Below are 11,657 nucleotides of genomic sequence, written 5' to 3'. Positions count from 1 at the left end.
CTCGCGAATACCGTCGATATCTACGGGAGGAGCGGCGATAAAGGCGATGATGAAGCAGGTGGTGGCGGTGAGCAGGGTGGGGATCATGATCACACCGAACCAGCCGACATAAAGACGGTTGTTGGTGCTGGTGATCCACTGGCAGAACTGCTCCCACAGGGAAGCGCTTTCGCGCTGTTGTAGAGTGGTGGTCATTGGTTTATGATTCCTATTAAGTTATCGAGGTACGATTGATTGATGATGTCTCTATCTTAAAGACTTTGTATCGGTTTGTAAAGGGGTTTGAAACTATTGTTACTTATACCATTGATAAGCTGAGATTATGCTAAGTCTATAGGGTTTCCTGACCAAGTTTTCCTTTTGGGGAGTACGTCGTCAGGGGCCGATGCCAAATCAGGTCATACTTCATGTTTATGAAAAAAACCTGGATCTCGAACTCAGGTTAGACTAAAAAGAGAAATTTAATCATAATGGCGGTTGTCCTGACTATGGTAGAAAAAGTTCGTAAAACCGATGCAGAATGGCGGGACCAGCTAACTCCCGAACAGTTCCAAGTTACCCGCAAAAAGGGAACAGAACGGGCTTTTACGGGTAAATATCACGATAATAAAGAAAAAGGTATTTACAAATGTGTCTGCTGTGGTACGGAGTTATTTACTTCTGACAGCAAGTATGATTCGGGTACTGGTTGGCCGAGTTTCTGGACCGCTGCTAACGAGGCTAATATTAAGTACGAACGAGATGTTAGTTTTTTCATGGTGCGGACAGAGATTGTTTGTGCCGCCTGTGATGCTCATCTCGGTCACGTTTTTAATGATGGTCCACCCCCGACGGGAAAACGCTATTGTCTCAACTCTGCCGCTTTGCAGTTTGAAAAAAATTCCTAAAGCAAAAAGAGGTCTGGAAAGACCTCTTTTTTTAAGTTCCAGTGGCAGCCAATTACAGTAAACCTGTATTAGTCCCTGGTTTGCCGGTAGCTAACTGCACTTTGACAATTTTGCCGCCCATTTTCATGATGCGTTGTTGCTCACGAAACCAATTATCGTAGGGAACGAGTTTGGTGAAATAGGTATTTTGTAATTCCCGTTGTGTCCGAATGCGGCTTTGGCTTGGAACACAAGCGGTGATTTTGAACATCCGCATGGATTGACTTCTCCTAATCGCTGAAAAACTTGTCGCTCAAACTAACGAAGGCTTTTTCCTAAAATAACAAAGGTCGGGAGTCAAGGATCAATACTAGCTCGTCAAAACCTATCTTGGACAGATTCAGCCTTTAAAGACCTAGCACTCATCCTCGGCTTCCCGAACCTATTTTGTTCGAGTTCGTTACTTCTAGCTTAAGCCAGAGCTAATGTAGTCGAAGTAAATCCCCATTTCTTTACCCGCGTCAGCACCAACTAAACTAGCGGTGACTTCTTTCATCGCTTGAATAGCTTGAACGGTGGAGGAGATGGGTACACCTAAAGAGTTGTAGGTTTCTTTCAGTCCGTTGAGAACGCGCTCGTCGAGGATAGAAGGATCTCCAGCTAACATAGCGTAGGTAGCATAACGGAGATAGTAGTCGAGGTCACGGATACAAGCGGCGTAACGACGGGTGGTGTACATATTGCCACCGGGACGGGTTACGTCAGAGTATAACAGGGACTTAGCCACAGCTTCTTTAACGATACCAGCAGCGTTAGCGCTAATGACACTAGCGGCGCGCACGCGCAGTTCACCGGTGGCGAAGTAGCCTTTCAGTTTGCCGAGAGCAGCAGCGTCAAGGTATTTGCCTTGAACGTCAGCAGAGTTGATAACAGAAGTAATTGCGTCTTGCATGGTGGTTCTTCCTTGAGTTTTGCTTAATCTTAAGAGGTTTACGAGGGGTGTGTCTAGAACAATTCACAAAGGAGTTATTCTACGACATAGAGCCGATCACGTAATCGAAGTAGGAAGAAGCTTCAGAAGCATCGTCAGAAGACATAAGACCAGTAGCAACTTCTTTCATTTCGCGAACGCTTTGAGCTACGGCACCGATGTCGGTTCCTAAAGATTTGTACATTTCACGCACACCGACCAAACCGATTTCTTCAATCGGGGTGACATCACCAGCAACTACTCCGTAGGTGATTAAACGTAGGTAGTAGTCCATGTCACGCAGACAGGTAGCGGTCATTTCTTCGCCGTAAGCGTTGCCACCGGGGGAAACGATGTCAGGACGTTTTTGGAACAAGCGATCGCCAGCTTGTTTGACGATGGTTTCGCGAGCGCCGGTCAGGGTTTCAGCGATGCGTAAACGAGCGGCACCACTGCCAACGAAGGCTTTAATTCTGTCCAATTCGCCGGGGCTGAGGTAACGAGCTTCAGCATCAGCATTCACGATCGATTTCGTGACGATACTCATTGATGGATTCCTCCCAACTAAGTGAGATTAATAAACTTAATCTGACATTTTATAGCAGTTGTGGTCACTACGCTCAAGTTATCTCGTTTCCGCCTCAGCGTCTCAAGACTTCCCTAGCTAGAGCGACCTAACGCAACTATTTTGCGGCATCTGGTTCACCTTCTCACTATTTTTGTAATACTTTTTAACATTTGCCCTGAGAAAGGAGCGCCGGAGTGGGGTGTGGGGTGTGGGGAGCGGGAATTATAAATTATGAATTATGAATTATGAATTATGAAGTGGGGAGAAGGGAGCAGGGAGAAGGGAGTGGGGGAGAAGGGAGCGGGGAGAATAAATAAAAATAATCTCCTGACTCCTGTCTTCTGTCTTCTGTCTTCTGTCTTCTGTCTTCTGTCTTCCGTCTCCTGTCTCCTGTCTCCTGACTCCTGAAGACTGGTTTACCCTAGCCAATTAATTGCCCCTTTAATCCAGTCTTCAGGCTGAGTATTTTTACTAAATAAAGCATCTTGACTGAGGACTGCTATGGCTCGCTCGATCTCCTCTTGGCTGTATCCTAAAGCCAAAAGGGTCATCTGCACATCTTCAAGGATTGCCGCTGCCGGTAGTATTGCCGTGGTTGTCGTCGTCGCTTCTCTTAGTTGTCGCCATGCTGCCAATTTAGTTTTTAACTCTAAAGCGATTCTCTCTGCTGTTTTTAAGCCGACTCCGGGGGTTTTGCTCAAAATTTTAGTATTTCCTGTCACTATCGCCACCACAAGTTCCTCAATCCCCAAGGTATCGATTAAAGCTAGGGCTAATTGCGCTCCAACTCCATTGACGGAAAGCAGTTGACGAAACAGATCTCGCTCTGGGGCGGTGCCGAAACCGTATAATAAAGGCTGCTCCTCGCGAAGGAGTAGGTGAGTAAAAATCTGACAACTATCATTGTTATCTTTGCCGATGTCTAGGGCTAATCGCGAGGGAATTTGGATTTCGTAACCGATCTGGTTTACGTCTAAAATCAAGATCAGTCGGTTATTAGGGGTTTTGAGCACCTCGATCGCTTGTCCCCGTAAATAATTAATCATTGATTTAATTCTCCTACGAAAATAACCGAACAACAGTGATGACGGTTTTTACTCCCTGAAAGAATGCCGGAGAGATTTTCATTTTTGTTACAATTGTTAACAGAAGTGAATGGCGCAATTGATAACCTAATTTTCTTGGCGTTAGTCCCCCATAATTGGAGAAGATACAAAATGAATGGCAACATTAGAGTCGGGAATCTCTTTGGAATTCCCTTTTATATTAATCCTTCTTGGTTCTTTGTTCTGGGGTTAATTACCTTAACCTATGGGGGAGAATTAAGTCAGTTTCCCCAGTTAACGGGAATTATGCCCTGGCTCTTAGGATTTTTTGCCGCTATTCTCCTATTTGCCTCCGTGGTTGCCCACGAATTAGGTCATAGTTTTGTTGCCATCGCCCAAGGTATTGAAGTCAAATCAATTACCCTCTTTTTATTCGGTGGTTTGGCAACTCTCGGCAGAGAATCGAAAACTCCCCTAGAAGCTTTTCTAGTAGCAATTGCCGGCCCTTTAGTTAGTTTACTGCTCTTCGGTATCTTCCTAATTATTGGTCTTAATATTAGTTTAAGCGCGCCCCTAGCGGCGATTCTTTCTCTGCTTGCCTATATCAACCTCGCTCTGGGTTTATTTAACCTGATCCCCGGTTTACCTTTAGATGGTGGTAATATCCTTAAAGCTATCGTTTGGCAAGTAACAGGCAATCCCAATAAAGGGGTTTTATTCGCTAGTCGTTTCGGTCAATTTTTTGGTTGGTTAGCGATTGTCATCGGTGCGCTATCAATTCTCGGAATCACTCAATTTGGCAGTTTTTGGACGCTATTAATTGGCATTTTCCTCCTACAAAATGCTGGCTTTTCCGCTCAATCAGCTAAGGTTCAAGATTTCCTAAGTCGCTACACCGCTAAAGATGTTATCTCTCCTAATAGTCCTGTAGTTCCGATTAATTTAACCCTGCGCGAGTTTGCTAATAATTATGTTATCGGTAAACAACAATGGTCTAAATTCCTAGTTACCGATAGCGAAGGTAAACTATTAGGAGTGATTAATGTAGAGGCTCTGAAAACGATTCCCACTTCCCAATGGACAGAGGTAAATATCGGCCAGTTATTACAAACTAGCGAAAGTCTCAAACTGGTTTTGTCTAATACTTCCCTCCTAGATGTGGTGAAAATTTTAGAAGGAGAAAATTTATCTCAAGTGACAGTGGTAGAAGAAAACGGCACGGTTTTGGGATTAATTGAGAAAGCTTCTATCCTTACTTTTCTCGCCCAAGAAACCCAAAGTCAAACCGCTTAATCACTGAGCAGTTATCAGTGAGCAGTTATCAGTTAGAATCAGTTAGGTAAATGTAATTTTCACCTCAATATTCTCGCAGAATTTTGTCTAGTATCTCCTGACTATACTGACTGTCGCATTGCTTCCCATAATTGCTCGTATTCCTGCTCGGTTGCTGGGGATAAAGGGTTTAAAAAATCGCTTTTTTTGATCGCTTCTGGATTGACAAGTAAAGGATGATTTTTAATATCTGGGGGAATTTGGTCGGGATTTTGAGTGAGAATTAGGGGTGATAATCCGGAGGTAAATAAAGAAATTTTAGTGGCGGATTCTGGTTGCCAACAAAAATCAATCCATTGCTCGACAAGAGAATTAGGAGTAGTTAAAACCGGTTTTACCCACACATCTGACCAGAGAGAAGTACCAGATTTGGGGACAACAACTTTAATTTTATTATAGCGATCGCTCACTGGTAAAATATCATTAGACCAACCCACAGATAGCCAGACATCACCGAGTATCAGGGGCTGTAAATAATGTTGAGAACTATAAAATTTTACCTGTTTTTGTAAAGCGAATAGCTGGTCTTTTAGTCCCATTACTTGTTTTAAATAACTAAAATTATAAGAATAACCCAATTTTTTTAGGGTTAAACCGATGACTTCGCGACGATTATCAATTAGGGCAATTTTACCAGTTAATTCCGGTCGCCATAGATCAGACCAATCCTGTGGTCGCCAGTCAAATTGAGCGAATTCTTCCTCATTATAGGCAATTACTGTCATTCCCCAACGGTAGGGCGCACCCCAGACTTTACCCTCTGTTTGCGGTTGTCCTTGGCCATTGCGAGTCATATTTTCTTGCCAACGGGGGGGCAGTTTTGACCAATTAGAAAGTTGAGAAGTATCTAGGGGTTGAATTAAACCGTTAGTAATCGCTTTTCCTAGCCAAGCATCCCCTAGGGTGACTAAATTACCCATCGCTGGGTTTTGTTCCCTAAAAGGGATAGGAATCGAAAATTGTGAGGTTGGTTGCTCCTGATTTTTTAACCATTTTTCCAACAATTTTAATAGCTCTTTCAGCTGCCTTTCCGACTGAAAATTGACTTTTTTTTCGGCAATAGTTTTCTGAAAATCTGTTAGTAATCGCGGCGGAATCGAACCGGATAGGAGAAAAATGCTCGGATCGCCGCTTCTGGAAGCGCAGCCACTTAAACCCCCCGCTAAGGCGATTGTACCTAATCCTTGCAAAAAAGAACGTCTGTTTAACATATCGCCCGCCGATTCTCAACTTCAACAGTAATAATTGCCAGTTTCTAGCTTTAAATTATTATAGGACGATTTTTAACAGAATGTAAACTAGGGAGTTTTGCCGCTACCGATTTCAGCTATAGATCGGCTTTGTTGTTAACTTTTATGGTAGAAAACTCTGATTTTGTCCTAGTTAAAGCTAGGATAGAAGCAGTAAGCTAAGGGGAGAGGGTATCAGACTATGTCAAACAATCATGATCGAGATTTCCATTATTCTTGTCGTTGTGGAAAAGCCAATTTTCAGTCTGTAAAACATCGATCGGGTATTTTATTAATCGGGGGAGCGGAAGAAGGTAAGTTAGGAGAAGATCAGGCGACCACATGGTTATTGAATCGGGCTAAAGGCGGTAATTACTTAGTGTTGCGCTTTGGAGATCTTGGCAGTCAAGCCGATTGGATTTGCGACAATTATCCCTCCCTGATCGGCTCGGCGGCGGAACTATCAATTGATAGTCGTGAAGGGGCGAATCATCCTGATGTTATCGAATATATTAGTAATGCCGATATTCTTTTTTTTGCCGGTGGTGATCAAAATCAGTACGAGGATTTGTGGGAAAGCACAAAGGTGGAAACAGCGATCAATTATCTGATCAATGAGAAAAAAGTTCCCGTGGCGGGAACCAGCGCAGGAATGGCTATTCTGGGTGATTTTTACTACGCGCCCACTCACGAAGGGGTCCTGAGTTCGGAAATATTAAATAATCCCTTTCACTTCAACACCAAAGACTTCTATCGGAGTGATTTTATTCGGGTTCCTTTTCTCAAAAAAGTGGTGACAGATACCCATTTGGATCGACTCAATCAAGATCATCCCGAAACAAGATATGGTCGCCTTTTTGGTTTTTTAGCCCGCAATGTACACGATAATCACAATCAACTACCTGCCTACGCTATCGGTTTAGAAGAAGGTGCTTTTCTGGCGATCGATGAGGATGGTATCGCCAAAGTCTATGGCAACGGCACCGATAAGGGACAAGATGCCTATTTTCTGCAAACTAACAGGACTCTACCCGAACAGATGGAGCCGGATCGACCTTTAATCTGGAATAATAACGGTCAAGCGGTGAAAGTCTATCGCATCGCAGGAATTCCCTCCGGCAGCGGTAAATTTGACCTCAAGGATTGGTCTAGTGCTGCTGGCGGTCGCTGGGAATATTGGTACACTAAAGGGGGAATAGCTGGGTTTAAGCGGGTTCTGGTAGCCTAAAGGTCATTTTTGTCAAAAAAGTGATTTCTATGGGTGTTAGGATTAATTTTGAGGCAATAAGGAGAATTTTTTGAGCTATGACCCCTGAATTAATCACTTTTGGTCAGTATCTTGCGGGTGAATTTGAAAATCAACGGCAAGCGCAAGCAGAACCGGTGTGGTACGTTCACCTGCGTTTATGGTTGCGTCCGCTGCCTTTATTTCGGGAAGACAGCATCGCGCTTTTTGCCGAACAAGCCAGTATCATCAATTTAGACCAACCCTACCGACCGCGACTGTGGCGATTAACGCGCTCGGAATCGGGAGGGTTAGAGGTTAGGCATTATATGTTTAATGACCTGAAATCCGTGCAAGGTGCGGGCAAAAATCCCGATATTTTGCGAAAAATTAGCTTAGAAGACCTAACTTTCCTGCCTACTTGCACTTTAGCGGTCCAAGTCCATACCCTCGCTGATCATCAATACCAGTTTATCGCCCAACCGCAACCGGAACAGCGCTGTCAATTCACCTATGAAGGGACAACCTATCAGGTGTCTTTGGGTTTCGAGGTGACGAGTCATAGCCTAAAAACCTACGATAAAGGTCTAGATCCCGGCAGTGGTAAGGGAATTTGGGGCGCTCTGCTCGGTCCCTATCAATACGAGAAAAAACGGGATTTTTCGGCAGAATTGGAGGTGTGAGGAAGATTGCATCACATTAGGTCAAAATGACGGCAGATAACACCGCAAAGAGCCGCTAAAGCGGTAATTCCTAAAGCTGTACCGATGTCTTGTCCTTGATTGACGGCAAAAGAAGTGACGATTCCTGCACCTAAACCGGCGGTGATTGCTGCTCCGAGAAAATCTTTATCTGAGTTTTTATACATAGAGATAAGGCCAAATTTCGACAAAATCGTGCTTTTTACCTTATCATCCTCTTTTGAGCCACTAATCACCTGGGGGGGGAATTGCAATCAAGCTTTAGATTTAGCCACGTTTCTTAACATTAAGTCGGGTAAGATAGATAGGAGGTAAAATCGATGAAATTAGCTAAAATCTCTTTTTCTGGCTTTTTAACGCTGATTATCTCCCTTTTGCTAATACTGAGTTTTGTTAATGCCAGCAAGGCACAATCGGATACGGCGGTAAGATCGGAGTTAATTAGTCTTCGCAATCGAGTCGAGCGCCTTGAAAGTCAAGTCCGAGGAATATCCATCCGCGGGGAAAATGCCGCTCCCATTCCCCAACGGCGATCGGGAACGGGTATAGTAAATGGGGAAGTAGTCGGGGAAACTGACCCACTGTTCCAGCGTTTAGCTACTTTAGTAATTGAATTAAAGGAAGATTTAAAAAAGCTAGAGCAACGGGTGCAAATCTTAGAAAAAGAAACCGTTAGCCAGAAATCGTAGTCAATTGATGCTATAACGATCGAAAGTTAAATTAATCTCAACTATGCAGTTAATTGATTATGTAATTATCCTGCTTTATCTGGCAGCAACCCTAATAATCGGGATTATAGCCGAGAAAAAAGCTTCTCAAGGTCTAGAATCCTACTTTTTAGGTAATCGCAATTTGCCCTGGTGGATGTTAGGGGTGTCGGGAATGGCGGCTAACACCGATTTAGCGGGAACTATGGTCATTTCTGCCCTAATTTACGCCGTCGGACCCAAAGGACTATTTATCGAAATCCGCGGCGGTGTTGTCCTAATTATGGCCTTTCTCATGGCTTTTATGGGTAAATGGAATCGCCGGGCCCAAGTTATGACCATGGCGGAATGGATGCAATTTCGCTTTGGAACTGGAAAACAGGGTAATTTTGCCCGAATTATTAGCGCCGTCGCCACTCTCTTATTCTCTATCGGTGCGATGAGTTATTTCTCCGTTGCGGGGGGGAAATTTTTAGGGCAGTTTCTGGGTATGGATGATCGTCTTGCTTCGGTGATATTAATTCTTCTAACCTTGATTTATACGGTGGCCAGTGGTTTCTATGGTGGGGTAATTACCGATTTATTTCAAGGGTTTCTGATTTTTGTGGCGGTCATTTATGTATCGACAGTGGCCTTTTTTACTGTTAATCTTCCCGATAGTTTCACGGTAGCAATTCCAGGGGCAGCAGAGCCAAAAACTTGGAATTTAAGCGACTGGGCTAGTATTTTTCCCTCCTTAACTTTGGATTTACCCGGAGATTATGCCATCTTTAATTTGTTTGGTGGGGTGATTTTCTTTTATTTAGTTAAAACCATCATCGAAGGTTGCAGCGGCAGCGGTGGTTATATGTTACAACGATACCTAGCCGCCAAAAGCGATCGAGATGCCGGTTTATTATCTTTATTCTGGATTATTCTGCTTTCTTTCCGTTGGCCGTTAGTCACAGCTTTTGCGGTTTTAGGTATTCACTACGGTTTAACTAAAGGCACGATTACAGATCCGGAAAGAATTCTGGCCACGGTGATTACTCAATACGTTCCCGTGGGGATGAAGGGGTTATTAATTGCTGCTTTTTTAGCGGCGGCTATGTCCACTTTTAATGCGGTTATTAATGCTAGTGCTGCCTATTGGGTCAAAGATATCTATCAAGCTTTTTTGAAACCGAATGCGGGAGAACAGGAGTTAGTTTTTCAAGGTCGTCTGGCCTCGGTTTTTGTGGTAGTAATTGGCTTAGTTTTGAGTTTTAATATCCAAAATGTCAATGATATTTGGGGTTGGTTAACCACGGGATTAGGGGTGGGATTAGCAGTTCCTCTCCTATTACGTTGGTATTGGTGGCGCTTTAATGGTTATGGTTTTGCTGTGGGAACTTTAGCGGGAATGATTGCGGCTATTGCCTCACAAGTGATAATTTTACCTTTCTTTCGTCACAGTCAATATCAGGAATATATTCTCTTTCTTGTGCCGAGTTTGTTCGCTTTAGCTGGCTGTATTATCGCTACTTTGTTAACTCCTCCTACCGATAGTTTAGTCATGGAAAATTTCTATAATGTTACCCGACCTTTTGGCTTTTGGGGAGAAGTCCGTCAAAGTGTTAAACCTAACCTACAGGCAAAAATTAAAGCGGAAAATCAACGGGATATCATCGCCGCTTTTCTCACCGTTCCTTGGCAATTAGTCCTCTTTATGATGGGGATTGTTTTAATCATCAAGCAGTGGCAAAGTTTGAAGATTTTGGCTTTGGTTTTTCTTTTGCTTTCCATCGGTCTCTATTTTACTTGGTATCGACATTTATCTAAGGAAATTACCGTCACTAAAGACCGAGATTTAGGTTAGGCAGTTATCAGTTATCAGTTATCAGATTTGATTTTTAAGTGTGCAGTATGGATTAAGTGAGCCTCATCAAATGCCAGTTTCCTACTGTCTTTTCACTGATTACTGATTACTGATCACTGAATTAGGAGATATCCCTTGACTTTTGCGGCGGCTTGGGTTATAATTATCTTATAATGGGACTTTTGTGTTTAGCTTTAGTTCCTAAGATTCCCATTATTAGTAAACTCTTTTAAAAATATTGTCCCAAAATCTGCAAAAAAAAGCAAGCAAAATTTTGCTGTCAATTGTTAAGTTTTGTTAAGAAAAATAGCAAAAGCGGCAAGGAATAGAAATCCCTTACCGTTGACTTTAGCCGGACTCACCACTTCTTATAGGATAAAAACTTACCCGACATGGTAATTTTAACGCGATCGCCTTTAGGGTCCTCCTCCTTATCCACGTCGAGGGTAAAATCGATCGCACTCATAATACCATCGCCGAATTTTTCATGAATCACCGATTTTAGAGGCATTCCATACACCTGCATGATCTCGTAGAAACGATAAATCAGGGGGTCGGTGGGGACAACCGGACCCAATCCCTTGACAGGATACTCGGTTAAGGATGCGACGATTTCGTTTCCCAGTCCCAAAGCTGCCACAATTTTCGATGCTTCCTCTGGGGAGGCGCTCGCTTGCCGGTAAAAAACAGCGGCAATCCACACCTCATCTCGTCCTAGAATCGCTTCTAGGTCAGCGAAACTCAGTCCTTTTTCCTTCTTCGCTTCCAATAGTTTTGCGGTAATTTCGGGTATCATTGCTTATTTTTGCAGAATTTGTCTGCTTCTAGTTTACCTGAACATCAATTATATAAGTAAAAGTTATGACATTGATAAAAAAATATTCCTTAAAACCCCTTTACATAACTATAAAAAGCCGATAGTATTAACTCATGTCAAACAACGAACCTTGACAACCTAATACATACAGAAATTATCCAACCATGACTACAACTCTACAACAGCGCGAGAGCGCTTCCCTGTGGGAGCAGTTCTGCCAGTGGATCACCAGCACCAACAACCGTTTATACATCGGTTGGTTCGGTGTGATCATGATCCCCACCCTGCTCACCGCCACCACCTGCTTCATCATCGCCTTTATCGCCGCTCCTCCCGTAGATATCGACGGTATTCGCGAG

At 43.4% G+C, this 11,657-nt stretch carries 13 protein-coding genes and 2 pseudogenes; 7 read left to right on the top strand and 8 right to left on the bottom strand.

What is annotated here, in order from left to right; genetic code table 11:
• A pseudogene (locus IM473_RS18965) lies at positions 1-195 on the bottom strand (photosystem II q(b) protein); the annotation flags it as partial.
• 275 nt (positions 196-470) lie between these two features.
• Here IM473_RS18965 and msrB point away from each other — a divergent pair.
• Positions 471-887, top strand: a complete 417-nt coding sequence (msrB, locus tag IM473_RS18960) for a peptide-methionine (R)-S-oxide reductase MsrB (RefSeq protein WP_287660050.1) — start codon at positions 471-473, stop codon at positions 885-887.
• Positions 888-939: 52 nt separating this feature from the next.
• Here msrB and IM473_RS18955 read toward each other — a convergent pair whose 3' ends face one another.
• From IM473_RS18955 to ruvA, 4 genes are all read right to left on the bottom strand, one after another.
• On the bottom strand, positions 940-1,143 hold the full coding sequence (locus IM473_RS18955; protein WP_002739162.1) for a phycobilisome linker polypeptide: 204 nt from the start codon (positions 1,141-1,143) through the stop codon (positions 940-942).
• Positions 1,144-1,332: 189 nt separating this feature from the next.
• Positions 1,333-1,818, bottom strand: a complete 486-nt coding sequence (gene apcB / locus IM473_RS18950; RefSeq protein WP_149106796.1) for an allophycocyanin subunit beta — start codon at positions 1,816-1,818, stop codon at positions 1,333-1,335.
• A gap of 79 nt (positions 1,819-1,897) precedes the next feature.
• Complete coding sequence (apcA, locus tag IM473_RS18945; RefSeq protein WP_002739012.1) at positions 1,898-2,383, bottom strand: allophycocyanin subunit alpha; 486 nt, start codon at positions 2,381-2,383, stop codon at positions 1,898-1,900.
• 437 nt (positions 2,384-2,820) lie between these two features.
• Complete coding sequence (ruvA, locus tag IM473_RS18940) at positions 2,821-3,450, bottom strand: Holliday junction branch migration protein RuvA (protein WP_287660049.1); 630 nt, start codon at positions 3,448-3,450, stop codon at positions 2,821-2,823.
• Between the two features lie 63 nt (positions 3,451-3,513).
• Between ruvA and IM473_RS18935 the strand changes: the two genes are divergently transcribed.
• A complete protein-coding gene (locus IM473_RS18935; protein WP_287660048.1) occupies positions 3,514-4,743 on the top strand; it encodes a site-2 protease family protein in 1,230 nt (409 codons plus the stop codon).
• 101 nt (positions 4,744-4,844) lie between these two features.
• Here IM473_RS18935 and IM473_RS18930 read toward each other — a convergent pair whose 3' ends face one another.
• Complete coding sequence (locus tag IM473_RS18930; RefSeq protein ID WP_287660047.1) at positions 4,845-5,993, bottom strand: substrate-binding domain-containing protein; 1,149 nt, start codon at positions 5,991-5,993, stop codon at positions 4,845-4,847.
• Positions 5,994-6,213: 220 nt separating this feature from the next.
• On the opposite strand from IM473_RS18930, the gene IM473_RS18925 reads away from it, so the two are divergent.
• Entirely contained in the window at positions 6,214-7,239 is a 1,026-nt protein-coding gene (locus IM473_RS18925; protein WP_287660046.1) for a cyanophycinase, read from the top strand.
• Between the two features lie 77 nt (positions 7,240-7,316).
• The gene (locus IM473_RS18920) at positions 7,317-7,919 is read left to right on the top strand and encodes a chromophore lyase CpcT/CpeT (protein WP_287660045.1); all 603 of its coding nucleotides are present in this window, start codon (positions 7,317-7,319) and stop codon (positions 7,917-7,919) included.
• 11 nt (positions 7,920-7,930) lie between these two features.
• On the opposite strand, the gene IM473_RS18915 is transcribed toward IM473_RS18920, so the two are convergent.
• Positions 7,931-8,104 carry a hypothetical protein gene (locus IM473_RS18915; protein ID WP_002791720.1) on the bottom strand — a complete coding sequence of 58 codons (174 nt, stop codon included), beginning with the start codon at positions 8,102-8,104 and terminating at the stop codon, positions 7,931-7,933.
• Between the two features lie 153 nt (positions 8,105-8,257).
• Between IM473_RS18915 and IM473_RS18910 the strand changes: the two genes are divergently transcribed.
• Both IM473_RS18910 and IM473_RS18905 read left to right on the top strand, forming a co-directional pair.
• A complete protein-coding gene (locus IM473_RS18910; protein WP_287660044.1) occupies positions 8,258-8,626 on the top strand; it encodes a hypothetical protein in 369 nt (122 codons plus the stop codon).
• A 43-nt stretch (positions 8,627-8,669) separates the two neighbouring features.
• On the top strand, positions 8,670-10,481 hold the full coding sequence (locus tag IM473_RS18905) for a sodium:solute symporter family protein (RefSeq protein ID WP_287660043.1): 1,812 nt from the start codon (positions 8,670-8,672) through the stop codon (positions 10,479-10,481).
• Positions 10,482-10,839: 358 nt separating this feature from the next.
• Here the strand turns inward: IM473_RS18905 and cynS are convergent, their stop codons facing one another.
• Positions 10,840-11,277, bottom strand: a complete 438-nt coding sequence (gene cynS / locus IM473_RS18900) for a cyanase (RefSeq protein WP_287660042.1) — start codon at positions 11,275-11,277, stop codon at positions 10,840-10,842.
• A 185-nt stretch (positions 11,278-11,462) separates the two neighbouring features.
• Between cynS and IM473_RS18895 the strand changes: the two are divergent.
• Positions 11,463-11,657: pseudogene (locus IM473_RS18895) on the top strand (photosystem II q(b) protein); the annotation flags it as partial.

It is taken from the genome of Microcystis sp. M015S2 (genome assembly GCF_020245945.1).
GTDB lineage: Bacteria > Cyanobacteriota > Cyanobacteriia > Cyanobacteriales > Microcystaceae > Microcystis.
The sequence above is the reverse complement of the archived record's forward strand: the minus strand, read 5'-3'. Positions and strand labels throughout refer to the sequence as shown.